This window comes from Sphingomonas sp. Leaf230 (genome assembly GCF_001421745.1).
Classification (GTDB): domain Bacteria; phylum Pseudomonadota; class Alphaproteobacteria; order Sphingomonadales; family Sphingomonadaceae; genus Sphingomonas.
Genome location: NZ_LMKW01000009.1, coordinates 16,985 through 41,669, shown reverse-complemented (window position 1 = coordinate 41,669; position 24,685 = coordinate 16,985). Strand labels below are relative to the sequence as shown.

The 24,685-nt window shown below is 62.0% G+C and carries 25 protein-coding genes; 11 read left to right on the top strand and 14 right to left on the bottom strand.

Annotated features, from left to right (window positions below; all coding sequences use genetic code 11):
• Positions 1–913: 913 nt before the first annotated feature.
• Positions 914–1,096: a hypothetical protein gene (locus ASE82_RS09265; RefSeq protein WP_056061991.1), complete on the bottom strand. Its 183-nt coding sequence runs from the start codon at positions 1,094–1,096 to the stop codon at positions 914–916.
• Positions 1,096–1,332 (bottom strand): hypothetical protein, encoded by a 237-nt coding sequence (locus ASE82_RS09260; protein WP_056061988.1) that lies wholly within the window; start codon positions 1,330–1,332, stop codon positions 1,096–1,098. Before ASE82_RS09260 ends, ASE82_RS09265 begins: the two co-directional genes overlap by 1 nt.
• A 135-nt stretch (positions 1,333–1,467) precedes the next feature.
• On the opposite strand from ASE82_RS09260, the gene ASE82_RS09255 reads away from it, so the two are divergent.
• The 3 genes from ASE82_RS09255 to ASE82_RS09245 are packed head-to-tail and all read left to right on the top strand — an operon-like array spanning position 1,468 to position 3,416.
• Complete coding sequence (locus ASE82_RS09255; RefSeq protein WP_056061985.1) at positions 1,468–1,671, top strand: hypothetical protein; 204 nt, start codon at positions 1,468–1,470, stop codon at positions 1,669–1,671.
• A gap of 3 nt (positions 1,672–1,674) precedes the next feature.
• Positions 1,675–2,151: a translesion error-prone DNA polymerase V autoproteolytic subunit gene (locus ASE82_RS20375; protein ID WP_082441410.1), complete on the top strand. Its 477-nt coding sequence runs from the start codon at positions 1,675–1,677 to the stop codon at positions 2,149–2,151.
• Positions 2,148–3,416, top strand: a complete 1,269-nt coding sequence (locus ASE82_RS09245) for a Y-family DNA polymerase (RefSeq protein WP_056061983.1) — start codon at positions 2,148–2,150, stop codon at positions 3,414–3,416. Before ASE82_RS20375 ends, ASE82_RS09245 begins: the two co-directional genes overlap by 4 nt.
• A gap of 1 nt (position 3,417) precedes the next feature.
• On the opposite strand, the gene ASE82_RS09240 is transcribed toward ASE82_RS09245, so the two are convergent.
• From ASE82_RS09240 to ASE82_RS09225, 5 genes are all read right to left on the bottom strand, one after another.
• Positions 3,418–3,639 carry a hypothetical protein gene (locus tag ASE82_RS09240; protein ID WP_056061980.1) on the bottom strand — a complete coding sequence of 74 codons (222 nt, stop codon included), beginning with the start codon at positions 3,637–3,639 and terminating at the stop codon, positions 3,418–3,420.
• Positions 3,639–3,830 (bottom strand): hypothetical protein, encoded by a 192-nt coding sequence (locus tag ASE82_RS09235; RefSeq protein WP_056061977.1) that lies wholly within the window; start codon positions 3,828–3,830, stop codon positions 3,639–3,641. Before ASE82_RS09235 ends, ASE82_RS09240 begins: the two co-directional genes overlap by 1 nt.
• A gap of 69 nt (positions 3,831–3,899) precedes the next feature.
• Complete coding sequence (locus tag ASE82_RS19400) at positions 3,900–4,076, bottom strand: hypothetical protein (protein WP_156348835.1); 177 nt, start codon at positions 4,074–4,076, stop codon at positions 3,900–3,902.
• Between the two features lie 10 nt (positions 4,077–4,086).
• Positions 4,087–4,743, bottom strand: coding sequence for an SOS response-associated peptidase family protein (locus ASE82_RS09230; RefSeq protein ID WP_056061974.1), 657 nt, complete (start codon positions 4,741–4,743; stop codon positions 4,087–4,089).
• Positions 4,744–4,855: 112 nt separating this feature from the next.
• On the bottom strand, positions 4,856–5,188 hold the full coding sequence (locus ASE82_RS09225; RefSeq protein WP_056061971.1) for a hypothetical protein: 333 nt from the start codon (positions 5,186–5,188) through the stop codon (positions 4,856–4,858).
• Between the two features lie 53 nt (positions 5,189–5,241).
• On the opposite strand from ASE82_RS09225, the gene ASE82_RS09220 reads away from it, so the two are divergent.
• Positions 5,242–5,559 (top strand): hypothetical protein, encoded by a 318-nt coding sequence (locus ASE82_RS09220; RefSeq protein WP_156348834.1) that lies wholly within the window; start codon positions 5,242–5,244, stop codon positions 5,557–5,559.
• Between the two features lie 83 nt (positions 5,560–5,642).
• Here ASE82_RS09220 and ASE82_RS09215 read toward each other — a convergent pair whose 3' ends face one another.
• From ASE82_RS09215 to ASE82_RS09200, 4 genes are all read right to left on the bottom strand, one after another.
• The gene (locus ASE82_RS09215) at positions 5,643–7,781 is read right to left on the bottom strand and encodes a DEAD/DEAH box helicase (RefSeq protein ID WP_235524644.1); all 2,139 of its coding nucleotides are present in this window, start codon (positions 7,779–7,781) and stop codon (positions 5,643–5,645) included.
• Positions 7,782–7,858: 77 nt separating this feature from the next.
• Positions 7,859–9,157 (bottom strand): ATP-binding protein, encoded by a 1,299-nt coding sequence (locus ASE82_RS09210; protein ID WP_056061962.1) that lies wholly within the window; start codon positions 9,155–9,157, stop codon positions 7,859–7,861.
• On the bottom strand, positions 9,154–11,688 hold the full coding sequence (locus ASE82_RS09205; protein WP_162236725.1) for a tellurite resistance TerB family protein: 2,535 nt from the start codon (positions 11,686–11,688) through the stop codon (positions 9,154–9,156). Before ASE82_RS09205 ends, ASE82_RS09210 begins: the two co-directional genes overlap by 4 nt.
• A 420-nt stretch (positions 11,689–12,108) precedes the next feature.
• Positions 12,109–12,303 carry a hypothetical protein gene (locus tag ASE82_RS09200; RefSeq protein ID WP_056061957.1) on the bottom strand — a complete coding sequence of 65 codons (195 nt, stop codon included), beginning with the start codon at positions 12,301–12,303 and terminating at the stop codon, positions 12,109–12,111.
• A 334-nt stretch (positions 12,304–12,637) separates the two neighbouring features.
• Between ASE82_RS09200 and ASE82_RS09195 the strand changes: the two genes are divergently transcribed.
• The 7 genes from ASE82_RS09195 to ASE82_RS19700 all read left to right on the top strand — a co-directional run bounded on the left by ASE82_RS09195 (position 12,638) and on the right by ASE82_RS19700 (position 21,692).
• Positions 12,638–13,804, top strand: a complete 1,167-nt coding sequence (locus ASE82_RS09195) for a PepSY-associated TM helix domain-containing protein (RefSeq protein ID WP_056061954.1) — start codon at positions 12,638–12,640, stop codon at positions 13,802–13,804.
• A 32-nt stretch (positions 13,805–13,836) separates the two neighbouring features.
• Positions 13,837–13,992 carry a hypothetical protein gene (locus ASE82_RS09190; protein ID WP_235524643.1) on the top strand — a complete coding sequence of 52 codons (156 nt, stop codon included), beginning with the start codon at positions 13,837–13,839 and terminating at the stop codon, positions 13,990–13,992.
• Between the two features lie 43 nt (positions 13,993–14,035).
• Entirely contained in the window at positions 14,036–16,219 is a 2,184-nt protein-coding gene (locus ASE82_RS09185; protein WP_235524642.1) for a TonB-dependent receptor, read from the top strand.
• A 48-nt stretch (positions 16,220–16,267) separates the two neighbouring features.
• The gene (locus ASE82_RS09180; RefSeq protein ID WP_056061944.1) at positions 16,268–17,626 is read left to right on the top strand and encodes a PIN domain-containing protein; all 1,359 of its coding nucleotides are present in this window, start codon (positions 16,268–16,270) and stop codon (positions 17,624–17,626) included.
• Positions 17,627–17,891: 265 nt separating this feature from the next.
• Positions 17,892–18,782 carry a DUF4238 domain-containing protein gene (locus tag ASE82_RS09175; RefSeq protein ID WP_056061941.1) on the top strand — a complete coding sequence of 297 codons (891 nt, stop codon included), beginning with the start codon at positions 17,892–17,894 and terminating at the stop codon, positions 18,780–18,782.
• 340 nt (positions 18,783–19,122) lie between these two features.
• Positions 19,123–20,871 (top strand): SIR2 family protein, encoded by a 1,749-nt coding sequence (locus ASE82_RS09170; protein ID WP_156348833.1) that lies wholly within the window; start codon positions 19,123–19,125, stop codon positions 20,869–20,871.
• Complete coding sequence (locus tag ASE82_RS19700) at positions 20,871–21,692, top strand: transposase (RefSeq protein ID WP_056061936.1); 822 nt, start codon at positions 20,871–20,873, stop codon at positions 21,690–21,692. Before ASE82_RS09170 ends, ASE82_RS19700 begins: the two co-directional genes overlap by 1 nt.
• 568 nt (positions 21,693–22,260) lie before the next feature.
• Here ASE82_RS19700 and ASE82_RS09160 read toward each other — a convergent pair.
• Genes ASE82_RS09160 through ASE82_RS09150 form a run of 3 tightly spaced genes read right to left on the bottom strand, consistent with a single transcriptional unit; the run spans position 22,261 to position 24,559 of the window.
• Positions 22,261–23,679, bottom strand: coding sequence for a YncE family protein (locus ASE82_RS09160; protein ID WP_056061932.1), 1,419 nt, complete (start codon positions 23,677–23,679; stop codon positions 22,261–22,263).
• Positions 23,676–24,056, bottom strand: a complete 381-nt coding sequence (copM, locus tag ASE82_RS09155; RefSeq protein WP_235524641.1) for a CopM family metallochaperone — start codon at positions 24,054–24,056, stop codon at positions 23,676–23,678. Before copM ends, ASE82_RS09160 begins: the two co-directional genes overlap by 4 nt.
• Positions 24,057–24,079: 23 nt before the next feature.
• Positions 24,080–24,559, bottom strand: a complete 480-nt coding sequence (locus ASE82_RS09150; protein ID WP_056061927.1) for a hypothetical protein — start codon at positions 24,557–24,559, stop codon at positions 24,080–24,082.
• Between the last annotated feature and the right edge of the window lie 126 nt (positions 24,560–24,685).

The following is a 24,685-nucleotide window of genomic DNA, read 5'->3' as shown; positions in this document are numbered from 1 at the left end:
TGCGAATAATATTTCCCGAAAAATTGATTTCGTCCGAGGGTTCCAGGAAGCTACCCACAAACACCCAGCATCAGATGGTGGCGGCGAACTTATTTGCTAGCCGCCAAGCGTCAGAAACGAAGTGGCGAAATGACAGGCAGCGCTAACGATTTGATCGCCTTTTCCCCTACAGAGGTAAACCGACCGGTTTCTTCACACTACCCAGTAGAACAGGTACGCTTACGAGCTGATTAGCGGCTCCTATCCCCGTAGTCTCACAAGTAAATTGGCTTGGCATTTAGGCTAGCCATAACCTGCGAGCCCAGAATCGTGGTAGCAGAAGGCGACTTTATCATGATCCACGGTCGCTATGTCAGATGGGCAGCTAAGCAGATGGTAGCCGTGAAGTTTTTACGCGTGCTGAGCGGTAAAGTAGTTGGGCACTATGATGCCACGCGGGAGGAAACACCTCGCTCCGAGACCGGGAGTCCCAACCCGATGTTTTAAGAAGTACTCTACCGGCTACTCGCACCTCCCCATTCGGTACTGCCGCCAATACCGATCCCATCTGATCGCCGCGCCAAATGCGATCGCGGCACAGGACAGCGACCTTCCGTCAGGTAAGTTACATCGCGCTACGACACGGGCATAGCTTCTGCCGGTTGCCTCACACCGGAGAGTCTTGCGCAACACCAAGCGCTCGACGATCTGCTGACTGCGTCTGGCAGCAGTATCGTCGCAGCGATAGTTCACCCGCCGTGGATCCGCCGCGCGGCAAGGCGACGCGCTTTCGAAGTCGGGCGCCTGCACTCCCGCGATGCGCACCTTTACGCCATTCGAGCACCATAGAGGCCCGTCGCCGTCGTGAACGCGCGTCACAGTGCATGAGAACGTCGGGACTGGGGTAACGTCTAACACCGAGTTACCTGCCACATCAGTGCTTCTGCCGACTGGCGTCCGCCACCGCATTCAGGCAGTCCGCCAAGACCTCCCACCGCCGGAACTGCTCGGGTTGTTCGGAGGACGCCTTCTGCATACCGGACGCAACGACGCGGCAAGCCCCCATCTGACCGTGATCAGCCATCAAGGCGAAGGCCTGTTCCCATGCGTCCTGCATCACGCGGATAGCCAATCGGACTCGGCGTCATCGACCGCAGCGAACATGTCGCCTTCCGCCTGCATTGCGCTGAGATGCTTACGCACGGCTTCCGGATCCCCGTTGCGGGGAAAACGGCGATCAGCGACGGCTCCGATCGCAAGCTGGCCGACGAGATCGCTTCGGTCCTTCTGCGTCACCAGCCACTCACCAAACGCGGATTTGTGCTCCGGTTGGTCATCGTCGTGATTGGTCATTCTTGCGGTCCTCGAATCGTTGATCCGACAATCGCATCATGTCGATGTTCTTGCAATGTTCTTGCTAATCAACCGGCTTGGCGCTTAGCTACGTGCTCGCCGATTGCGGCGACTCGCCACTGATGGAGCAACGAAATGCAGCATGATCTGCGGCTGAGAGCGGCTGCCCGCGCCATATACGACAACTTCTATCCGCCTGTGGAACCGGGGCCCTTCGGCTTCGAAGAGGCCGAGCGGTTCGGGACCATGGAGTACCGGCAAGCCGTCGGTGTCGCCCAGGATGCCCGCTCGGTTCTTGCCGCCCGAGACGACCAGCTCCTCTTAGCCACGATCCACTAGGTCATGTTATCGAGAAACGGGGATCGCCCCGTCGTCGTGTCGCTGAATCGCGCCGTTGATACTGTGCGGCTTCACGACGTCCCATTCGAACTCGTCCCGTGCGAGGTACCGTTCTTTCTCGTTCATACGCCGGCCGGTTTCCCGTCCCCGGCTCAGGACGACATGCAGGAGCCGATCGACCTGGGTGCTTGGCTCGTCGAACACCCGGCTGCGAGCTACGTCATGCGTGTCGAAGGACGATCGATGGCCGGTGCCGGGATCAATGACGGGGATCTGCTCGTCGTGAACCGAGCCAAGGCTCCGAGGTCGGGAGCCATAGTCATAGCCCTCGTTCACGGCGAGCGAACGCTGAAACGACTGCGCTTCGTCGAAGGGCGTCACTGGCTCATCCCCGAGGCCGAGGGGTTCGCAGACATTCTCGTCGACGAGCACGTCGAGATATGGGGCACGGTGGTCGGCGTCGCGCGCAAGCTCGCATGAGCACGCCGATCGCCCTGATCGACTGCAACAACTACTACGTCTCGTGCGAGCGCGCCTTCGACGCAAGTCTGGCCGGCGTCCCGGTCATCGTCCTGTCGAACAACGACGGATGTGCGATCGCCCGGTCTGCCGAGGCGAAGGCGCTTGGCATCAAGATGGGCGATCCGATCCACCACCTGCGTGACAAGGTGAAGGAGCACGGCATCCAGGTCCGGTCATCGAACTATGCTCTCTACGGCGACATGCAGCGTCGGGTGATCGCCGCATGCGAACCGTTTGCCCGCGACTTCGAGATCTACTCGATCGACGAGACGTTCCTCGATCTTGCAGGTTTCGAGGGACGTGATCTCATCAACCATGCTCAGGCGATGCGCGCGCAGGTCCAGCTGTGGACTACGATCCCCACCTGCGTCGGCATTGCGGAGACGAAGACACTGGCGAAGCTCGCGAACGCCGCGGCCAAGAAGAATCCGGACTTCGCCGGCGTCGCCGATCTGCGTGACGAAAGCACGCGTCGTGCCGTCATGCACACCTTCGCGGTCGGTGACGTCTGGGGGGTTGGTAGTGCGACCGCCCGCAAGCTGATCGACTTGGGTATCCACACCGCAGACGCGCTCCGGGACATGCCGATGAAGCAGGCGCGCGCCGTCGGGACGGTGGTCCTCGAGCGGCTGGTGGCCGAACTGCGGGGCGTTCCGTCAAATGCCGTGGAGGCGATCGAACCGCGGCGAAAGGGCATGGCGGTCACCCGGTCCTTCGGCACGCCGATCTGCGACTTTGAACGAATGATGGGCGCGCTTTCGCAATATGCGCTGCGGGCAGGCGAAAAGCTGCGATCGCACGGATTAGTCGCCGCCCGGCTGACCGCGTTCTTCCATACGAACAAGCACAAGCCCGATCGACCACAGTACGGAGCGTCGCGGATGGTGACGCTGCATCCGATGACGAACGACAGCTTCGAACTCATCGCGGCGGCCAGACGTGGTGCTCGGAAGGCATGGCGGGACGGCTACGCCTTCACCAAAGCCGGAATAATCCTGGACGACCTGCTGCCCGAAGACGAGCGGCCACGCACGCTGTTCGAAGGGGATACGACGAAACGAGACCGGCTCATGAGCGCACTCGACGCGATCAACGGGAAATTCGGCACATTGACCGCAGTAACGGCTTCCCAAGGTTTCAAGCGCGAATGGAAAATGCGCTCGGAAATGCGATCGCCTGCATGGACGACCGACATCTCCCAAGTTCCGACCGTGCGAGCCTAGTTCACTTCTGTTTGCGGGCACCGACGATCATGGCTAGTGCAATCTCCCGTACGGCCCCATCATCCTTCGTCGAATCGGTTGCCGGATCTCCAAGATGATCCAGGCTCTGCTCCATGAAGTCGAGCAGACCGGCATGTCGCGCCTCCACGTATTCCATCAGCTTGAACAGCAGATGCTCGGTGGCCATCTCACGCTGCCTCGTCTGCGTTGCGGTATCGTCCATCACTGTGTCTTCGTCGGTTTGTGCGCACCGAGATGCTCGGCGATCCGGTCAACCTCGGCGTCGCTCGGAGCTTCCAGAAGATCCTCGCCCGGGAGAAGCGCATCATCGGGAATACCAGGCCCGGTGCCTGCGATCGGTTCGTCGATAGCCCGTTCATTCGGACCGTCCGTAATCTTCTCTCTGTCTGCCATGGTCGTCTCCTTGCCGCCTTCAAACGCTCAAGGGATGGCGGAGAGCCCCATTATGACAGAGAAATAACGCTACTGCTTCGAAGCGGCGGCAATGACGTCCACGGCGGCAGCGATACGGCGCCAGTCGTCCGGGTTGGCAGTATCCTTGAGGATATCCGTAAACCGCGCAACGAAATCAACGGTATCGTCGTCGCCGAACTCCGCTACGATCAGCGACGCCCTTTGCCATACTTCGCGCTGGGACATGGCCGGCTGCTCAGACAAACCCGGGACCCATCCGCGTCGGGAAGACCGGACCCCGTACGGTCATCCGTGCGGCTGGGAAGGGCCGCTGCATCGCAAGGACATCGTCATAGTTTCCGCTCAGCCACCGATCGTGATCGTCCGGCCGCAGGATCGTGATCATCGCCTTGGGGTGAATTGGCGAAACCAACTCGTTCGCATCGCAAGTCACCATCGCGAAGTATCGCCGGTCACCTACCTGTCGCCAGAAGCCGGCAACCGCGAACGCCGGCTGGTCGGTAACTGCGAACCACATCTCACCCTTGATCGGCTTCTTGCCGTCACCAAGATCGGTTGGCTCGCGTGCCCATTCGCAGAATTCCGTAAGCGGGATCAGACACCGGTTGGCCGGATCACTGACCAGTGCTCGCCACTGGGGAAGATGGAGGGTGCGAACGTTGGTTTGTGCAACCTTACGGCCGGCTTGCTTCGCCTGCCCCGCCAGGACGTCCCATTCCATCACGTCGAGCCCGCGACGGTCGCCTTCCCTCCGTACGACATATGCCCGCCCGAACGGCCGCAGTTCCTTCGGATCGAAACGATTGTCCAACGACTTCTCGGTCAGCCATTCGGCACCGAACCGCTCGAAGATCGTCTCAGGTTCGCCGCTGAACCTCGCCCGGTTACACATCGAAAATTCCTATGACATCCACGAACACCGAAGCCCGGCCCCGAACGTGAAACGCCAGTGAACGCAACCTCAAATTCAAGTTCCACCGCCAACGGTTCTTCGCATCAGAACCTCAGTCCACCAAATTTCGACGTCGAAGTTCGTCAAGAAGCGTCTCGGCCGCCAAATCGCCCATCTCACCGTCGGTCTGTCGGTATGCTGACCGCAGTTCGTCGTCGGTCGCGCTTACCATCAAGCCTTCCGTTTCCGAGGCAAACGTGTCGACCTGCTCTACCGCAGCCTGTGCAGCGTCTTCAGACGATGCGTCAACAACTTGCGGATCACCTGCCGTCGCCATCACCGCGTCCTGCTTGAAGACGTCGAACGCCTCCGCTGCGTCGTCTCGTTGCGCGATCAGGGCGCGGAGTTGGCCAAGGAGATCGAACTGCGATGCGGTATTTTCCATGATGCAGCCTCTGCGCCGTCGAGCGATTCGGGCAAATCGCTGGGATGAACATCATGAAGGTAGACGACCAGGCCAAAATCGACCTGTTCCAGGAGATCATGCCCATCGTCATGCAGTATCTCGCGGCAAATTCGCCGGACCGTGAGCTCATAGCCGACGACATCATCGACTTCTATGCGCTGTCGATTGCATCGGTCATCGAGAACGACACGGATCTGACGACCCCGCAGCAGCAGCGCAAAGGGGTCGAAGCGGCGGCGAAGCACATCTCGCACTGGGTCCGATTGCTGAAACTCGACCACGAGGCTCGTGGTGCCTCGCTACTGGCCATGACGATCGGGGCAGTCGCGACCGACGAGACGGAGCAGTAGGCAATGAGCTTGCTCGCGTGATCAGAATGACAAAAAAAGCTCAACATGAATGTCATCAGCCCGTGCTGGATCTGCACCTTCCGTTAGACGACAGCGCCTTTGGGTTCCGCTATATCGTTTAAGAACGACGAAATCTCGGGGATCAGAACCGAGTTTCGCCGTGCCCAGTCCTTTCTGAGCAGGCTTTCCACGACGAACTCGTCATACTTCGCATGACGCAATCCCTCCATGGTTTTCGAAAGCAGCTCGAGGTCGAGCAAAGTCATGAGTCGCGGAACCTGAGCGACCAATTCCGATGGACTGAGCCCGTCAATCTCGACGCCGACGTCAATTGCCTCCGCGTTGTAGCCCGCCGCAACGAACACTACCGCAGCGAGAGCGTTGAATGTCGTGCCGCGCCATGTGAACAATATGGTCGCTCTGCCGGCTGCAATCAGAGGTCCGTCAATGAACGTCATTCCCGACCACGCCGTTCGAGCCTCCTGGAGCATTCGATTTGACGTCTTGTCCAGCCATGGGGGCAGATCGGCATCACGGAGAACCGCGAGCATTTCCGCTGCCAGGCGATCGTGCATCGGTTCGCCGGATCCGCTATCGAACTGAGGAAGTCGGCCTGACGGATGCGAGACGACCTCCACCACTTTGGCCGGATCGTCGACCGCCAGGATGCGCCAACGACGCCCAGCGAAACCAACGAGGACGCCGACCGCCACGGCATTTGACAACGGTATCGTCCCCAAGGAGCGACCGCCGGCAATGAGCCTCCATTCCTCTTCGGTGTCAAAGTTGGCGTAGAAGTCGCGCGAGACGGTGATACGCTCGCCAGTCCGCCCCAACATCAGTAGCCCGTCAGGCGACTGTTCGAGCAAACCGACCTCCGGATCCGCCATTCCTCGAAGAAGGTTTGCCAGATCACCAGCAGACATCGCCAAGGCGCCACCTGCGAACAGCTCTCTATGCAATCCCGCCGGCGTCACCCCACCGCGTTCGACGATGAGGGATAGGGTCTGCTGCACGGCGACACTGAACGTGCTCGGGTCGAAGCGCTCGGGCGGTTCGACGAAGCGGTCCAGCAGCAGGCGTACGGCCGCTATCGCGCATATCGTGGGCAGGCGTAGTCGACCTAGCGGTCCATCGGGAGCCGCCGGCTCCCGAATGTAGATGCGAAGCACCGAGGCGGCACCGGCGCGGCGACCACTCCGGCCAAGCCGTTGGCGGAGTCCCGCGATCGATCGAGGGGGGCCCAGCTGTGCGATCGAGGCGACCGAACCGATGTCGATACCCAGTTCCAAGGTCGTGGTGGCGATCGCCGTGGTCGGCAGGTCGCCGGCCTTAAGACGGCCTTCGACCTCCTCGCGCAACTCGCGGGCAAGATTGCCATGATGCGGCAGAAAGGGGTTGGGAACTCCTGCAGCCTCTGACCGCGCGCGGAGACGGTCGGCCAGCTCCTCCACGTTGCGCCGGGAACCGGCGAATAACAGATTGTTCTCATCGCGAAGATGCTTGAAGCCGTGATCGGCGATATCGCTCAAGGCGTCCACGTCGCCCTCGATCCGTGTGCCATCTGAACCGATCGCATCGGTGCCGATCACCGAATCCCTTTGTAAATACGCTCGAACCTGGAGACGTAGCTCGGGCTGACCGCCCTCGACCTCGATACGAACAACCGAAGACGGTGCACTCGGGTGTAGCCAGGACGCGGCGATCGCCGGGTCCCCGATGGTCGCGGACAAACCAATTCGTCGCGGCCGCCGATCAGCCAAGGCGTCGATCCGTCGAAGCAGTGATGCGAGATGGAGGCCACGCGGCCCTCTAAGGAATGCATGCAACTCATCGATCACGATCGCGTCCAACGCACCGAACAACCGTCGAGCATCCGCCGGACGCCTGACCAGCATTGCTTCGATCGACTCCGGCGTGATCAGCGCCACGCCACGTGGATGCTTGAACGTCCGTGTCTTGGGCCCTTGCGGCGCGTCTCCGTGCCATCGGACAAGCGGCAGACCCAAACTCTCGCAGAGGCCATCCAGCCGTCGCGCCTGATCGTTGATAAGGGCCTTCAGCGGACTGACGTACAAGATCGCGAGTCCCGGGGCCTCCCGAGACGCGGCCTGCGTGAGAAGCGGCAGGAAGGCTGCCTCCGTCTTGCCCGCAGCAGTGGCCGCGCAAATCAAGACATCCTCATCTCCGGTGAGAATGGCGGAGATGGATTGGTCCTGCACCTGTCGGAGCTCGGTCCACCCCTCGTCCCGGATCCAGCGCTGAACATCGCGGTGCAGCCTATCGTATGATGAAACCACTAAAGTCGCAGGGTGGCGAGTTCGTCATCGCCGTCCTCGTCGCCGATGGCCGAGTCCTCGTCATTGGCCACCTCCACCGCTCCGATCAGCAGCCGCCAATCCGTTCCGGGATTCTGCTCGAGCACCGCCAGGAACTGAACGAAAGCCTTGATGGTGTTACGTGGCGTCCGAAAATACGCTTCGCCTATACGAGTGTTGCAATGAGACATGAAGGCGGTGAGAGCACTGTCAGGCACGAGTTCGCCAACGTCGACGTTCGATGCGAACACCGAACGGATGTTGCCAAGCAGCACGAGCAGATCCTCGGGCGTCAGGCCCTGCAACCGCACCACGGGTCCGGACAGGTCGACGAGCCCGCCGGTGGCGAAGCCGTTCTCGGCAAGGCGGGACTGGAGAGCCTGGTAGCTGTAGAGGCCACGTCGGCTGTCCATCAGGAACTCCGGGGTCCCGCCAAGCACGAACCCCAAACCCGCGACGTCGCCCTGAAGCACGTCGTTCAGCATGCGCAGCAGCTGCTCGTAATTCTGATTCCTCGCTTGCGCACTCTGGAGCTTGTAGAGGTTCACCATCTCGTCAAGGACGACGACCATTCCCGCGTACCCGGCGATCCGAACGAAGGCGGCCATCAGCTTGAAGCTGTCGTAAACGTCCGCGTCGTCGATTATCGAACGAACGCCGATCGCGTTTCTCGCTTCCGTCTTCGTTGGATATTCGGCGCGAAGCCAGCGCAACGCCGCCGCCTTTCGGCCGTCGTCACCATCGTCCCCGGCCTGCCAGTACGCCTTCACGACCGTCACGAAATCATGCCCGCCGAGGTGTTCGTGCAAAGGCGCCAAAGCGGAGTCTATCACGCGTTCCATCGGTCGAGCTTCTGTTTCGGCTACCTGAACGCAGGTTCCGATGAACCGCTCGAGGATGCTGGCTAGGGCCCCGCCCTCCGGCTTCGTCCGCGTCGCCATGTTCCTGATCGCTTCGGAGAAGAGACCGCGAGCCTGTCCGCCCGTGGCGTGAAGTCGACGATCGGGAGCGAGATCGGCGTGTATCGTCACGCACTTTCTTTCCAGGGCAATCAGTCGCACGAGATTGAGGAAGAAGGTCTTTCCAGCGCCGTACTCGCCAACGACGAGGCGCATCCCCGCCCCACCGTCCGCTACACGGTCAATGTCGCGAACGAGTGCCGCAATTTCCCCAGCCCGTCCGACCTGGATGTGGCGCAGCCCCAAACGGGGCACGACGCCTGCCGCCAGCGCCTGAAGTATGGTGTCGCGGTCTCGAGGGCGGAGGGTTGGCTGGGTCACGATGCATCCATCTGTTCAAGAAGTTTGAGAATGTGAGCGGGAATGATCAACGTTTCGTCGTCTTCGAAGATCGGTTCGTCAAACTTGTCGAACGCCCACTCGTTGATCGTCTCGATGGCGCCATCGGGCATCAGGCGCACCGCTCGGGCTGCCGCATCGAAATCGGAACGCGTCGTTTCCGGATTCTCCACGATCAATGCCAAGAGGGCCTCATGTGCCTTGTCGAGGCCCCCATATCTGCCGATTTCGGCTCCGACGACCTTTTCGACTGGTGGTGCCGCGTCCTCCACGAAAATCGAAGCCAGGAGTTTCGAGACGTCCGTCGTCTCGCTCCGGATCCTGGCGAGACGTACGCTGTCGATCAACAACTCGCTCTTCGGCATTTCGCGAGGCAGCGGAATACCGGCTTCGGGTCTTGCGGCCATGACCGTGACCGGGGCATCGCCGCCGCCCCCACGGTGAAGCAGACCATAGACGTCATCCTGGGGTAGGCCGAGCACCTTATACAGGTTCTCGAGGAATCGGACCTCCGCCGGAAGTATCTGACCGTCAGCCAGGATCGTGGCCGCCGCGGCAGTCGCGACGTTACGCCGTGCGTCGTTTGGGAGATCCGCAAGACGTTTGAGGGCCGCTGCCAACCTTGGAGGCTGCTCCGTGGCGACCGCAATATGCGCAGCCAACCGACGATGCGCCCCCTCGTGAAGTTCCGAGAAGCCCGCGATGTGATCGCCTATGGCAAGAATTTCCGCTGGCACGATCGCCCCGTCCGACGACGCGGCCAGAATCGCGATGTCGACCACCGAACGCGCCGTCGCATATGTCGGATCGTCAGTGGCGAGAGGAGACGTATCCCCCAATTCGAACAGGCCGATGATAGAACCGACACTCATCGGCCCTGTAGCACCGTACCGCCGATCCGGTTCGAAACCGACGCCGATTGCATCCAGCCGTTGCGCCAGCTGCTTCTGGCAGGCGGTATTCACGGTACCCCCGTCCCCTGGATCGGGAAGCATGGTGGCATCCAGGATCGCCGCCGTTGTCGTTATCGTCGGCTTGTCCGGCGTAAGCGCCAACCCGCGCCGCGCTGCTCTGAGGGGTTCGCCGAAAGGTCCCTTGGACATGACCGGCGGGAGCAGCGCTGCTGCAGGTAGGGTTCCTCGAACCGATGCGTTGCCACCGACGAGGCGACTGTACGATCCGAGGGCGTCGGAACACTCGTCCATGAGATTCCGCAGGCGCCCCAGCGGAGCCGATGTCCCGGACAGATCCGGCACGTTGGGCAGAATCATATCCGCGTGGAACCCGTTTGAGGATTGGTAACGGTAATTTATCCGGGCCTTGGGGACACGAACCTTCAAGCCCGCAGGATAGATTTCAGCAAACCGACGGCCCCAAAGGTCCAGGAACTCGTCGAAGCATCGCGTGATCGCGGTTCGTGGGTATGTCTGGGGCGTAGCCAACAGCCAGCAAAGCGCTGCGTCCGAACCGAGCGGCTCGCCTGCGGCGACCTGCTCGCCGAGTTCGATGCGCAGTTTGAGCGGTAATTCGTACCCGTTGCCGAGAAGCAGGTTCGGCCGCGTTCTCGGTCCGTCCTCCTTCGCGATCAGCGAAGCCAGATCGATCAACTTGGCGGCGGCTGGTCCGAAGTTGTAGTCTTCCCCGTACGACACCATCAGCCGCCGCAGTTCGGCCAGGATCAGGTGCGCCTCAGCCTTCGCATCGTCGAGGAGCAACCTTCGCTCCAGGCCATAGAAATACAGCTTGGCGAACGCGGGTGCCGCGCCGCCGGGACGACCCGCAGCAAGCCATTCGAGATACCCTCTTCGCGCAGCCGGATCGAATGCGTGGTAGTCGGCATTCCAACTGTTCACCGTATCGGACGAAACGTAGCGCTCCGCCACGGTCAACGCGGGGTCGATCAACGCCGGATGTCGAGGATATCCGTATGGATCGGCCTGATGACCTACGTAAACGAGCTTGGCGTCGAAAGAAATCGGGCCGATCTCCAGCAGCTCAGGCCCGACGATCCACCGCGGCTCGCGTTGCGGTTTCACGGCAGGTCGGACACGACGAACAGAGGGCTGATGCGGAGGGGCCCATAGTGTCGGGGAAGGCTTAGTTCTTTGCGGCGGTGGTGGCGGTGTCGACGGCGGTGCTGGTGGCGGTGGTGGCGACTGATACGTTGGCCGGGCCTCCTCCACACGACGTGCCGATTGCAGTCCGGGAACGCCACTAGTCCGCCGCAAGGCGTAGCTCCGAGCCTGCGGTTCGGTTTCGAATACGTAGCCGCCCGCGCGGTAGCGACCATCTGCCGACTTCGTCACACCATGGTCGAGCTCCGTGGCGGGAACCGTGAGTGATGGCGTTTTCCGAACCGGACCTTCGGCAAGCTGCCGCGGCTGCCGGTTGTCGACATCCTCACGCGAAATCGTCGACCGGCGCGACTGGCGATCTGCGAAATCCGCCGCCTGCGCCCAGGTCCCGAACGAATAGCCGGCGGCACGAAAACGACCGTCGGTACCGGCGATCACATCATCTCTCGACCCGACGTTGGTCGCTGTCGGTTCACCGTGACCATGCGTGACGACGTGGGACGATGACGTCGGCGACGGTGTCGGTGATGCCAGTTCCGGCACGGGTGCGACGGTTGGCGGCTTCGCAGACGATAGTGAGAGGGGTGGCGCCTGGAGTTGTGGAGACGGCCGCTGTTGAGAGCCACTAGAGGTGGGGGACCGATTGTCCGACGACTGCTCAGCGGCATTTGCACCATCTGAGGCGTCGAGCAGACCCAGCGACCGCATCAGCTTCGAAAAAAACGACATCGCCCGATTACCCCCCTCCCCACGCTAACGACGCTCCTACCGATTGGCCAAGCCGAATCGATTAGTTCGCCACGCGAGTAGTACTCAGTTAGGAACGACACCTCATGACCGAAGATCGTGAGACATTGGTCAGCGACCGAATGCTTCTAGGTCGTTTTCCGCTTCCGGGGCCCACCGGTCGAAATGAGCGTTTGCCTCGATCTCCGTTTCGAAGCGCAGAAGGCGATGTACGCCACACTTCACCTCGTAGAACACCTTTCCGTCAGCGCCAGTCACCTCCCATATCAACGAACCCGGTTCTTCCCGAATTTCCACACGCGTCATTCTTTGCCCCTTGAAGCGATTCGGAGTCGTTCGACTCATTAGTTCGACGTACTGGCAATGCTCGCAACGGCATCACGCTCTTACGAGAAAACAGCCAGTAAATTCTGAATGCGTCGGCGAGAGGCACTAGCCCGTCTTGCAAGCCAGATCTGCATGCCACTGAATAACCGCGGCATTTTCCGAGTTCCTCGCGACTCGACGTTTCAACCGAAGGCGTGATCAAGCTGAAATGCGATTTCTGCTGGCGATGGAACGCATCGGATCAAATTGACAGCGCGTCGCATGGCATCTACGGCGCTATTGCGAGTTAATATCATTTGTTCGGTAACTGTTGATGTCGAGTTCCTCGATCCGCGCGTGGTATCTCGTGCACAAATGGACCAGCTTGGTCTGCACCCTGTTCTTGCTCATGCTGTGCGTGACGGGGTTGCCCCTCATCTTCAGTGACGAGATCGATCGCATGAGCGGCGGCAACCTGCAGTTCGGGATGCCGGGAGTTGGATCGTCCGGCAATGCCCGAGGACTGCTGCCCCTCGACACCATGATGGCCAAGGCACTCGCCACTCGTCCCGGCGAGGTGCCGTTGTTCATGGCGTTCGACAACGATCAGCCCTCGATGACCGTTACGACCGGGCTGAGGCCGGACTCGCCCGGCTCCGAGATGACGACTCAGGTCTTCGACCGATCGACAGGCCGGGTGTTGGGCAAGGAGCGCGCGGGGGGCGTCATGCACTTCCTGCTCAAGCTTCATACGGACATGTTCCTGGGGTTGGCAGGCATGCTGTTCCTCGGCGCCATGGGCCTGCTCTTCACCGCAGCGCTCGTTTCCGGGACGGTCCTATACGCGCCGTTCATGCGCAAGCTCGCGTTCGGAACGCTACGTACTTCCCGCAGCACCCGACTCAAATGGCTCGATCATCATAATCTATTCGGCATTGTCGCACTCGCCTGGATGGCTGTCGTGGGCGTTACCGGCGCAATCAACACTCTCGAAAAGCCGATCAACAAACTGTGGCAACGAAACGAGCTTGCCGCGATGACACGTGACTACGCCGGCAAGGCGGCGTTGCCGCCGTCACGCTACGGCTCCCTTGACACGGCGATGGCCGAGGCGCGCAAAGCGCTGCCGGGCAACAACCCGCAGTTCATCGGCTTCCCCGGCGGGAGCTTCAGTTCAAAGCATCATTATGCGGTGTTCTTCCAAGGTGACACGCCACTGACGCAGCGCCTTCTGACGCCCGCGCTGATCGATGCCGAGACCAGCGCCTTCACCACGGCGCGATCGATGCCCTGGTACAACAAAGCGCTATCCCTCTCGCGGCCGCTGCACTTCGGCGACTATGGCGGCCTGCCGCTGAAAATTCTGTGGGCGGTGCTCGACCTCTTCACGATGACGGTGCTGACAACCGGGGTGTACCTCTGGATCGGCAAGCGGCGAACTTCGAGCACGGCTCACGTCCGCGAGGTCGAGACCGGCGGTCTTGTGGAGCCGACGGCATGACGCAGCGCCGACGCACCCGGCAGAGCCTTCTCATGATTTTCGCTGCTCCGCTGGCGATCGCGGTTCTCACCGGTGTTGCATTGATCGCGGCGCTGACCGGCGATGGATGGCGTGACGCTTTGTCGTGGTTCGGACTCGCGGTGCCGATCCTCACCATCGCCTGGGCAATGCGCACGCGCCTTACCTGAATGACACAGCGCCAGGGAAACCGGTGCCATCAAGGAAACATCCGTGATCAAGACCAGCACTCTTCTACGTCTGACGGTCGGCACGTCGGCTCTGGCCGTCGCATCGCCAGCAGCCGCGCAGGATGCAGCGCCCGGGGAACGCACCGAGGAGATCGTCGTAACCGCACAGAAGGCGAACCAGACCGGCGTGACGCACGGCGGGCGGGTCGGCGTCCTTGGTGACAAGGCGGCGGAAGACGTACCCTTCGCGATCAAGAGCTATAATTCCGCGCTGATCCTCAACCAGCAGCCTCAGACCCTTGGCCAAGTGCTAGACAACGACCCGTCGGTGCGAACGAGCTACGGCTTCGGCAACGCGGCCGAACAGTTCGTCATCCGGGGCTTCGCACTCGCGGGCGACGACATAGGGTTCGACGGGCTCTACGGCATCACGCCGCGCCAACTGATCGCACCCGAACTCTATGACGCGGTCCAGGTCCTGAACGGGTCGAGTGCGTTCCTCAACGGTGCCGCACCCGGCGGTACCGCGATCGGCGGCAGCGTCAACCTGGTCCCCAAGCGTGCAGGTAAGACGCCCCTGACCCGGCTGACCACGAACTACACGTCCAGCGGGCACGTCGGCGGCAGCTTCGACGTCAGCCGGCGCTTCGGCGCCGATGCAGAGTGGGGCGTCCGCATCAACGGTGCAGCGCGGCGAGGCGATGTCGCGATCAAAGACGAGTTCCGAAGCGCATACCTGTTGGGCGGCGCGATCGACTACGACAATGGACCACTCCGGCTGTCGCTTGATGTCGCCTACCAAAAGGTACGCGTGGACCAGATCCGCCCCAAGCTGACGCTTCCCGCCGCGATCACCGCCATTCCCAGGGTGCCTAAGGCCGACGCCAATTACGGCCAGCCTTATTACTTCACCAATTTGCGCGACATCTACGGTCAGTTCCGTGCCGAATATGACCTGACGGACAACGCTCTCGCCTATGCCGCGGTTGGCGCGCGCGACGGAGCCGAGGACGGCTTCTACAGTACGCTGTCGCTGCTCAACGAGACGACGGGCGCGGCGTCCGTGTCCGGCTCGCGGATTCCACGAACCGACAACAACGAGGCGGCGCAGGCCGGCGTACGCGTGAAGCTCGCCGCGGGCGGCGTAACGAACGAGTTCAACGTCGGCGGTTCCATGAACTGGCTCACCAACCGCAACGCCTTCGAATTCTATGCCATCTCGGCGGGCACCACGAGCATCTATGCGCCCGTCGTCGTACCCCAACCAAGCCGCGTTACCTCGCGCGGCGGAAATCTGGACGACCCATTCCCGATCTCGCGCACCCGCCTGACCAGTGCGTTCGCGTCGGACACTGTTGGCTTTTGGAACGACCGCATCCTGCTGACAGGCGGCCTGCGCCTGCAGCAGATCGTCGTGAAGGCGTATTCCAACGTAACCGCGCAACGGACGGGCGAGTATCGCAAGGACGCGATCACGCCGGTGGCCGGCCTGGTCGTGAAGCCGATCGACCATGTTTCACTCTACGCCAACCGGATCGAGGCACTCGTCCAAGGCGCGACCGCGCCTGTGATCAGCGGCGGGCTCAACATCGTCAACGTCGGCGAGGTACTGCCGCCGTTCCGGTCGACGCAGTACGAGGTCGGCGCCAAGATGAACTTCAGCACGGTAACAGCCAGCGTCTCGCTCTTCACCACCGAGCGGGCGACCGCAATTGCGACCGCCCTGCCGGGTCCGCCAGCGAACGCCGCCCGCTTCGAGGCTTCCGGACTGCAGCGCAACAAGGGTATCGAACTCAGCATCCAGGCAGAACCGGTCGTCGGCCTGCGGATCATCGCCGGCGGTTCGGTGATCGACGCGAGGCTGCGGCGGCAGACCAACGGCCTGAACGAAGGCCGCAAGGTCGCCGGCGTGCCGGACTATCTGATCAACGGCAACGCCGAATGGGATCTGCCGTTCGTCCCCGCACTCACCGTAACGGGTCGCATCGTGCATACCGGCACGCAGCCGGCAAATGCCGCCAACACGTTATCGCTGCCCAGCTGGACGCGTTTCGATCTCGGCGCGCGCTATGTCGCCGTGATAAGTGACCAGCCGCTGACGCTGCGCTTCGGCGTCGATAATCTGGCGAACAGACGGTATTGGGCGACCGCGTTCGACAGTTCGCGCCCCGACCTTCTGCAAGGCGCACCCCGGACAATCAAGCTGTCTGCATCTATCGATCTCTAAGTTTCGGGCGGCCTTGCGGAATCGTCTTCCGCCGGACATCTTCGGGCGATGACGGTCACGCGGACGATATTCGTCGACACCAACGCCTTTATCCAGCTTCGCGACCTGGCCGATCTTCCCTGGCGCGAGCTGCTGCCCGACGCCAGCCACGTCGCGATCATGGTGGCGAGACCGGTGATCGAGGAGCTGGACCGGTTCAAGTCGAGCACCAAGACCCGCTTGCGAGACCGATCCCGGCGAGCGCTTGCGATGATCGACGAGGCGGCGGAGGCAGAGGGGCAAACGGCGGTCCTCAAGGAGAAGCCGATCCGGGTCACGCTCACGATCGCGCCACGCCGGCGCCCCGACTGGAGCAGGTACCCCGATCTGGACGAAGGTTCGAACGACGATCGCATCGTCGTCGCCGCAGCGGAGTTCGGTGCCGGCGCCGAGCTCCTGTCGCACGACAGCGGCCCACGGCTCAGCGCGAAGGATGCGGGCCTGAACGCGTATGCCCCGCCAGCGTCCTGGCTCCTGCCTGAGCAGCAGACCGACGAGAAGCGCAAGCTTACCCAGGCGGAGCGTGATCTGAAGGTGGCGCTCGACCGGCGGCCGAATGCCCGGATCTCGTTTCCCGAAGCGGTTGACGGCGTGGTCCTGCACGTCTCCCCGACCCTTCCTCCGCTGGACTCCGCGGTTCGGTCCAGGCTGGTCGAGCGCGTGCTGGACGCCAATCCGCCCCACCGCCTGCGAGTGGATACCCTTCGGGCCCTCACCTTCGGCAACGGCTTCAGAGGGATCAGCGAATACCAGATCGAGGCCTATAACGAGGGCTACGCGGCCTACCGGGAGGCAGTCGAGGCCTACTTCGAAACACTGCATGAACGCATCGCCCGCATCGCGGCGTTGCCGAGAATTACCTTTGAGGTCGAAAACGTCGGCCAGGTTTCGATCATGCAGCTGGTCGTCGGCATTGCGTCCCGCGACTTCGGACTTCTGGCAGGAGACAGTGACATCGAAAGCGCGGCCGGGTCGGCTTCGTTGCCCACGCCACCCGAGAGGCCACTGGACGAGCAGGACCGGCTGATGCAATCCTTCTCTGCGCACTCGATGCTGTCGGCCCCACCGCGTGAGTTCAGTCCCGTCGAGATGCGGTGGCACGACCGACCGCCCTTCGGCGGCGATGCGGGGACCTACGGCTGCGCGGACTTCCGGCCCCGGCGCGTTTATGCCGATGACATCGGATTATGGCCGGGCAAGGACCAGCGTGACGGAATCTTCAAAGTCACGGCGAGTGGCAACGACATGGGGCAGATGGCAGCACAGGTGACGATCCGCATAGACCGCAGGCCGGCGGAATGGACGGAAGCTTCCGTCTTGCACTTGCTGCCGGATGAGGTCCGCGCCGGACTGGGGGCGAAAGGTTGAGTCCGATGAGCGGGCGGCGGCCTTGTTCCGACGATGGCACCTTTCATATCGTCCAAGTCAAAGAACATCATGATCGAAAGAGTTGTTGTCCAAGTCATGGCGGAGGTCCCTGAACCCGGGAGCTATGGAGAATTCGATTTATGGCGCCTCGTGCCGCGGCGAGACGCAGTCTCTTCAGTACGTACCTCAGAAAAGCGGCCGATGCGAAGACGGCCATCTACACCCCATTTGAAAAGCCTACAGCCGGGCGTTCACCTGGAGCGGCATGAAGCATCACTACGTCCCTCAGTTCCTCCTGCGCCGCTGGTGCGACGAAACCGGCAGGCTGCAAAGCTTCTCGGTTCGGGACGGACGAGTGCTGTCCAGCGCGCGGGCGCCCGAGTACACCGGCTATGAAAGCGCTCTTTATGCAGTCGTCGCCAACGCGCTCGGAATCGACGACGACCACATCGAGAAGAGGTTCTTCTCCCCTCTCGATAACAGCGCCGCCGTTGCGCTTGGGATGATCGAAAGGAGGGAGCCGATCGGCTTGGACGAAAAGGCCGCCTGGGCGCTCTTCCTTAATTCGCTCCGCGTTCGGCAGCCTGACGTTCTGGCCCACATGCGAACCGAGGGTATGAAGATCCTCAGCCGCTTCCTCGGAGAAGGCGACGCGGCGCTGCCGGCTGGCGCGCCGGCTACTGAGAAATGGCTGAATGAGCATCTTCCCGGAGCGCTCGAGGTCCACAGCCTCACGTCGTGGCTTCCGAGAATGGTTATGCACGATGCCATGACCAACCGGTTCGCAGATCTGCACTGGTGGGTCATCGAGTTCACCGCGGCTGTCCCGAAATTGCTACTCTCCGATCTGCCCATTCATTGGGAGGGCGGCATCGCGAACGACGACTTTCTCATTCACATGCCGATCGCGCCGAACCGGCTGTTCATCGGGACCGGGACGGAGGGAGCAGAGCGGTATCTCAACAACCTTCCGCGAGCCGAGCTCGTCCGCCGGGTGAACCGGACATCCTTAGCGTCGTCCTCGAAACGCGTTTGGGGCGCGGACCGAAACGAGGGACGCGCCTTCATCGAAGCGAACATGGACGTCCTCGGAGTGAACGTGGAACCGTTTGAAATGATCGCGAAGCGTTTCCTGGAAAGGTCGCGCGGCTTCTAACGCGCAGATCGACGAGCGCGGGCTGGTTCGCGCAAGTGCGCCTTTGTCGAATGCAAGGTTCGACCAGCGAATCTTTGATCACGTCGGCGAGCCAAGTGCGGCTGTATGTCCGAGATGACATAGCCGGTCACTCCGAGTGCCCTACCCCGCTTTGGACCGCGGCCTGCAGTCTCCGCCGAGAACGCGGGCCATGACAAGCACTATACTGCATTCGCCACCTTTACGGGTTCAATTACGATGCCGCTGACCGCTGCGTTCGGAGGATCGAAACAGCGGGTGCTTCTTGCGTACCTAAGCGAACCGGCTATCCTGGAACGTTGCAAGAACGAAGGACACCAAGTTGCTCGCCCCAACAACCCGTATCGCCTTCTCCATGGTCGAAAACCCGGGGGTCTACGCGCTTCTTCTCGGATCGGGACTGTCTCGGGCCGCCTCGATACCGACCGGCTGGGACATCACGCTCGACCTGGTTCGCCGACTTGCGGCGGCAGAGGGCGCCGAAGGGCGGCGTGACTGGCGGGAGTGGCACATCGACCGCTTCGGGACCGAGCCTTCCTACTCCGTTCTCCTCGATACGCTCTCCGTAACCCCGGCGGAGCGCCGATCCATCCTGCATCACTACATCGAGCCCACCACGGAGGATCTCGATCATGGACGGCGCACACCTACCAAGGCGCATCAGGCGATAGCGCGGCTGGTCAAGGCCGGCTTCGTCCGGGTGGTCGTCACGACCAACTTCGATCGGCTGCTCGAACAGGCGCTAAGCGCCATGGGCGTCGAGCCGGTCGTCGTCCGATCGGCGGACGATCTCCGGGGCGCGAGTCCACTCGCGCACAGCCGCTGCTTCATTCTCAAAGTCCATGGCGACTACCTCGACAACCGGATCCTCAACACGGAGGAGGAGCTGGCAGGTTACCCGGCCGAGTTCGATCGCCTCTTGGACCGGATCGTCGACGAGTACGGGCTCATCGTCTCGGGTTGGTCGGGTGACTGGGACCCTGCGCTGCGCGCTGCCATCAAACGTGCGCCCAGTCGGCGCTATCCGATGTGGTGGGCGACGCGCGGCGAGCCATCTACGGCGGCAAAGGAACTCATCGCTGCGCGCTCTGGAGCGCTGGTGACCGTGGAAGACGCTGACAGCTTCTTCCACAATCTCGCCGACGCGGTCACGACGCTGGAAAGCGCGCGCCTTCCCGATCCCGATACGATGGAACTGCTGGTCGCCACCACCAAGCGCAACCTCGCGTCGTCCGAAAGGCGCATCGAGCTGGCTGATGGGTTCGCCGCGGAGGTCGATAGGCTTCTAGAACGGATCACCGGTCCCGAGTTCCCGGTCCAGGTGCCGCCCCCGACCAACGAAGCCGTTCTCGATCGATGGCGGGCGATGGAGGGACTGGCGGAGCCGCTTGCACGAATGCTGGCGTTGGCGGGCAGATGGGGCGACGGGTCGGACTTGAAGATCGCTCAGGACGCAGTCCAGACCATCGCCGCTGCGCGTGCCGACAGCGGTTCGACAGCGCTCATCGCGCTCGCCTCCTATCCGGCCTATCTCTGCACCCTGACCTACTCGCTTGGACTCGCGAAGGCGGAACGCTGGTCGCACCTGCGAACTTGGCTCGAGACCGAGATCACCTCCGAGTTCCGGAAACCGCAGAAACTTGTGAACCGGATGTTCATGCAGGCGTGGACCGACATGCGCGGCGAGATGTGGAAGCTGTGGCCGGATCTCGAGGAACGGCTCACTCCTTGGGCCGATCACCTTGTCGCCGCCGTGGTTCCATGGACAAGGGATCTAGGGATGGCGGCCGGTACTGCGGTCACCAACTACCACCTCGTCGAATTGCTTGGCGGGCTGGTGGCTCTCGCCGATCACGACACCGACGAACTCTCATCGCGCACGCAGGCCATGTGGGTTCCGCATGGTCAGACGATGTGGTTGCGCGAGAGCCGCGAGAACCTGTTCGAGACCGTCGGGCTGATCCGAAACAAGGAGGCGTTACTCGCCGCCGGATTCTGCCGCGGGTCGGCCATGCACTGGGATGCCTCCATCAAGGCCCTGGAAGTCCTTGCCGCCAAGGTGAGCTGGTGATGCGCGAGCGCCGGCTGCGGCATTCGGCGATGCTGGCCGAGTTGGTCGCCAGCGGTGAGAGCCAGAAGTCGCTGACCGATCCTGATGCTCGCGGCATGGCGATGCACCCCAAGGTCGGCGTCGGCTACAACGCGCAGGTCGCCGTCGACGCCCGGCACAAGCTGATCGTGGAACAGCAGGTCACCAACGCCGGTAGCGACCTTGGCCTGCTCGCGCAGACTGCTGGCGCCGCACGCGAGTTACTGGGCGTCGAGCGGATCGCCGCGGTAGCCGACAAGGGCTACTACAAGGGGGAGGACATCGCTGCCTGCGAGACGGTCGGTGTGATCCCCTACGTCGCCCGCCCGGAGCGTGGTCCTGCCATTGACCAAGGCTATTTCGGCAAGGACGCTTTCGCCTACGATGCGGCGCAGGACTGCTACACCTGCCCTGCCAGGCAGCGCCTCGATCCGTTCGGCCGCTCGGAGAAGGACGGTCATTGCACCATCCGCTACGGCAACCGGCAAGCCTGCCGGGACTGTACACTCAAGCCACAATGCACGTCCGGTACGGCGCGGACCATCAACCGTTGGGAAGGCGAGGCGGTGCTCGACCGCATGGCCGAGCGGCTTGCCACCCGCCCCGACATTCTCGACCGGCGCCGCGAAACGGTCGAGCACCGCTTCGGCTCGATCAAACAGTGGATGAACCAAGGCGCGTTCCTGATGCGGGGGCTCGACAGCGTGAATGCCGAGTTCAGCCTGACCGCGCTCGCCTATAATCTCAGGCGAGCCATCAACATCCTCGGCATCCCCGCCATACTCCGGGCCATGCAGACCTGAAAACGCGGATCCGACCGCCCGCGTAAACTCACATCGCGGTTTGTAGCAGCCGATATGCCGATTTTGAGGTCTGGTGGCGCCTGCCGGATCGAAAGACCGCCGATCTCATGTCGATCAAGCCGTTCAACTGCCGTCGCACCCGCGGCGAGCCGTTTTCGGACGGCCTGACCTGTTTGTTGCATATCGGAGAATGCGACCGTGTTTCCCGCCACGGCGACTGCCAAACGACGCCTATTGGGACTTAGCCGCCGTTCCAGAGAAGTGCCTTGAATGGCGGGTTTCGGACGGACCGGCCATTCGGGGCACTTCGGGGATCGGCCCAGCAGACGGAAAACCATGCCTTCGAGGTTGTCGCATACATTCTCAATCCGACAGGGTTTGTCGGACAGTCGCGCCAATATGGAGATAGTGCGATGCAACGTTCACGTTAATTGTCGTGAATTTGCGGACGGTGCTGTGTCGCCAAACATGTGTTTTCCGACAGTCTCAAGACGCTGCGGCAACCTATACCGGCGTCATGACCAAGATACTGGATACGGACAGGAGATCGCAGGTTTCACCGGAATCCTCATTTTTGCACCTGAACGACGGCGCCCGGCATCATCGGGTCGCCCGGAGCAATGACGAGGTAACGGCGCATGTCGCCTTTTGCGTCGCTGACGATCTGGCGGAGCGGTCCGAGCGTGTTGACTATCGCGCCGCCCGCCGGATTGGTCATGAACTTCGCCAGAGGCTGGATCACGCCGCTGCCATCAGCGCGGGAGGATAGCCCAAGGACATAGGGCATCTTTGGACTGAGGCCCGCAACCGCCGCCTGCAAAATCTGGACTTGGCCCTGATCGAACAGCGTGACCTGGCTGCGCCCAGTCCCGGAAAGAGTCAGCTGGATCTTCATGCCGGCCTGGGCGAGCGGCATCAGGTTTGCACGGCCATCGCCTACCGGCACCGCGCCGGGAACGTAGGCCACGCCTTGGGGCCCCTGACCGATCGGAATCGTCGCGATAACGGTGTTGCTGGCGGTATCGATCGCCGCGACTGCGTCGGCGTTCTCCAGCCCGACATACATCCGCGTACCGTCGCCCGACGGCCAAAGGCCGTGCGGGAGCGCGCCGACCGGGATGTTCGCGACCTGCGCGAAGTCGGTGGTGCGGAACACCTTGACGACGTTCTCGGTGCCGACCGTCACATAGGCGAACTGGCCAGCCTTGGTGCGGGCGATGTTGACGTGGTTGGTGATCGCGCCGGTGTCGAACGTCTTCAGCACTGCGAAGGGTGGCTTGGCGTCGAACACCATGACCTTGCCGACGTCCTTCAGCGTCAGCCAGACCTGCTTGCCGTCGGGCGTCGCGGCGATGTCGGGGCAGAACGGGCTTGCCTGCTTGACGCGACCGACGATCTTCTTCGAGGCGGTGTCGATCACCACGGTCTCGGGTGAGAAGCTCGAACAGACATAGCCGTATTTCCCGTTCGGCGAGAAGATCGTCATGCCGGGGCCGTTAGGTACGGGAATGCGCGTCGTTGGCGCGAACGTCTTGCCGTCGAGTACCTGAATGTAATCCTCGCCGCGCACCGCGACCCACACTTCGCGACCATCGGGACGGAAGAACGCCTCGTGCGGCGAGCGCCCGACATAGGTCGTGTGCTTCACGGCGTTGGTCGCGGTGTCGATGAACGTCACCGAGTTCGACCCGATGGAGATCACCGCCAGCGTCTTACGGTCGGGCGAGAAGCCCATGCCGTGGACGAGCAGCTGCCCCTTGTAGAGTGGGCTGAGATTGGCGGGGGTCTGGTCACCGAGCTTGATGACGCCGAGCAGCGTGTTGGTCGACGGATCGATCACCGACACGGTGTTGGAGAACTGGTCCGAGGTGTAGAACCGGTCCTGCGCGCTGACGGGTATGTCGGGGCTCGCGTTCGGAACCTGCTGCGCAAATGCCGGGGCCGAGAAAGACAGGGCGGCACAGGCGGTTAAGGTGAAACGCTTCATGGACGGTCTCCTTGATGGGGGTGACCGGTCGCGGTCGGTTCGGTGTGGGGCTGCAACGCGCCGCCTTCGGATAGGATGCTCTGCATCACCGCGATTTCCTGTCGTTGTTCGACGATGATTCCCTGCGCAAGCCGGCGCAGGCGTTCGTCTTTGCCATAGCGCAGTTCGACTTCGGCCATGTCGATCGCGCCCTGATGATGGGGAATCATCATCCTTGCGAAGTCGCGATCGGGATCGCTCGAATAACCGGTCATCATCGCGCCGTGCATCCGCGTCATCGCCGCATCCATAGCGGACGCGAAGCTGTCCGTTTGCGCTATAGCGGCCGTCGATCCGGACAAGGCTATCGCGATCAGCAAGGTCGTGCGTGATTTCATCGTCATGCCCCTAGTCATCCCATTTACGACACGCGAGCGATGATGCCGATAGTCGTTGCTAGCACGGCCATGCAGCCCGGGAGAAAGAGCATCTGTATAGCCGCTTCGCGCCCTGTGATCGTGCCCGTCAGGATATCGACCGGGCCCTTGATGAACTCTGGGAACGAGCGGAGATGTTCGCCGGGGGCGGGAGTATCGGCGAGTACGATGCCGCCTGCGATCAGAGCGAAATACAGGATCATGAAGACTGACACGACCGTAAGGACGAGCGCCGTAGCTGCATCACGTGCGAAGAAGGTCCAGAAAGTCAGCAGCATGGCTGCATACACGCCGACCAGCAGGCCCAACGTGACAGGATGGACGCCGCGCGATGCGATGCCTGGAGCCGTCCTTTCCAACTCGTCATAATTGCCTGCATCCGGCACGATTGCGAGATGTCGACGCACAGGCTTAGGAGCAACGAGTGTCTCGGTAGCGAGATCGTAGATCGGCTGTGTTGCCATGAGGAAGTCTCCGCGCGTCTCGATGAATGCCGAGCGTGACAGGATAGATGATTGCGGCGGGGCGGTCGGTCCAACGCATAACCACGGTCATTCCAATCATTTAACAGGAACGGTCGGCGATCTATA

Coding starts and splice junctions, on each gene's coding strand:
- ASE82_RS09225 (WP_056061971.1), bottom strand. CDS start 5,188: ATGGAAAATACCGCATCGCAGTTCGATCTCCTTGGCCAACTCCGCGCC.
- ASE82_RS09265 (WP_056061991.1), bottom strand. CDS start 1,096: ATGCAGGACGCATGGGAACAGGCCTTCGCCTTGATGGCTGATCACGGT.
- ASE82_RS20375 (WP_082441410.1), top strand. CDS start 1,675: ATGTTATCGAGAAACGGGGATCGCCCCGTCGTCGTGTCGCTGAATCGC.
- ASE82_RS09180 (WP_056061944.1), top strand. CDS start 16,268: ATGACGGTCACGCGGACGATATTCGTCGACACCAACGCCTTTATCCAG.
- ASE82_RS09175 (WP_056061941.1), top strand. CDS start 17,892: ATGAAGCATCACTACGTCCCTCAGTTCCTCCTGCGCCGCTGGTGCGAC.
- ASE82_RS09245 (WP_056061983.1), top strand. CDS start 2,148: ATGAGCACGCCGATCGCCCTGATCGACTGCAACAACTACTACGTCTCG.
- ASE82_RS19400 (WP_156348835.1), bottom strand. CDS start 4,076: ATGTCCCAGCGCGAAGTATGGCAAAGGGCGTCGCTGATCGTAGCGGAG.
- ASE82_RS19700 (WP_056061936.1), top strand. CDS start 20,871: ATGCGCGAGCGCCGGCTGCGGCATTCGGCGATGCTGGCCGAGTTGGTC.
- ASE82_RS09230 (WP_056061974.1), bottom strand. CDS start 4,743: ATGTGTAACCGGGCGAGGTTCAGCGGCGAACCTGAGACGATCTTCGAG.
- ASE82_RS09160 (WP_056061932.1), bottom strand. CDS start 23,679: ATGAAGCGTTTCACCTTAACCGCCTGTGCCGCCCTGTCTTTCTCGGCC.
- ASE82_RS09240 (WP_056061980.1), bottom strand. CDS start 3,639: ATGGACGATACCGCAACGCAGACGAGGCAGCGTGAGATGGCCACCGAG.
- ASE82_RS09150 (WP_056061927.1), bottom strand. CDS start 24,559: ATGGCAACACAGCCGATCTACGATCTCGCTACCGAGACACTCGTTGCT.
- ASE82_RS09220 (WP_156348834.1), top strand. CDS start 5,242: ATGAAGGTAGACGACCAGGCCAAAATCGACCTGTTCCAGGAGATCATG.
- ASE82_RS09190 (WP_235524643.1), top strand. CDS start 13,837: ATGATTTTCGCTGCTCCGCTGGCGATCGCGGTTCTCACCGGTGTTGCA.
- ASE82_RS09195 (WP_056061954.1), top strand. CDS start 12,638: ATGTCGAGTTCCTCGATCCGCGCGTGGTATCTCGTGCACAAATGGACC.
- ASE82_RS09260 (WP_056061988.1), bottom strand. CDS start 1,332: ATGACCAATCACGACGATGACCAACCGGAGCACAAATCCGCGTTTGGT.
- ASE82_RS09235 (WP_056061977.1), bottom strand. CDS start 3,830: ATGGCAGACAGAGAGAAGATTACGGACGGTCCGAATGAACGGGCTATC.
- ASE82_RS09255 (WP_056061985.1), top strand. CDS start 1,468: ATGCAGCATGATCTGCGGCTGAGAGCGGCTGCCCGCGCCATATACGAC.
- copM (WP_235524641.1), bottom strand. CDS start 24,056: ATGAAATCACGCACGACCTTGCTGATCGCGATAGCCTTGTCCGGATCG.
- ASE82_RS09200 (WP_056061957.1), bottom strand. CDS start 12,303: ATGACGCGTGTGGAAATTCGGGAAGAACCGGGTTCGTTGATATGGGAG.